Genomic DNA, 312 nt, shown 5'->3' with positions numbered 1-312 from the left:
CGCATGGGGAGACCCCACACTACCATCGGCGCTACGGCGTTTCACTTCTGAGTTCGGCATGGGGTCAGGTGGGACCACCGCGCTACAGCCGCCAGACAAATTCTTTACTAAGTGCCAAACTTTAACCCGAAAAACTGGTGCTGATACCCAGAGTCGAACTGGGGACCTCACCCTTACCAAGGGTGCGCTCTACCAACTGAGCCATATCAGCACACTAAATTTGATGCCTGGCAGTTCCCTACTCTCGCATGGGGAGACCCCACACTACCATCGGCGCTACGGCGTTTCACTTCTGAGTTCGGCATGGGGTCA

At 55.8% G+C, this 312-nt stretch carries 1 tRNA gene and 2 rRNA genes; all 3 read right to left on the bottom strand.

Features of this window, described 5'->3' with window-relative positions:
* Positions 1-96: ribosomal RNA gene (rrf, locus tag ACH1XZ_RS23255) — 5S ribosomal RNA — on the bottom strand; the annotation flags it as partial.
* 39 nt (positions 97-135) lie between these two features.
* A tRNA-Thr gene (locus ACH1XZ_RS23250) sits at positions 136-211 on the bottom strand.
* 14 nt (positions 212-225) lie between these two features.
* Positions 226-312, bottom strand: a 5S ribosomal RNA gene (gene rrf, locus ACH1XZ_RS23245); the annotation flags it as partial.

The sequence above is a fragment of the Kluyvera chengduensis genome (genome assembly GCF_044197065.1).
Classification (GTDB): domain Bacteria; phylum Pseudomonadota; class Gammaproteobacteria; order Enterobacterales; family Enterobacteriaceae; genus Kluyvera; species Kluyvera ascorbata_C.
Note: the sequence above shows the minus strand (reverse complement) of the source record. Positions and strands in the feature narration are given on the sequence as shown.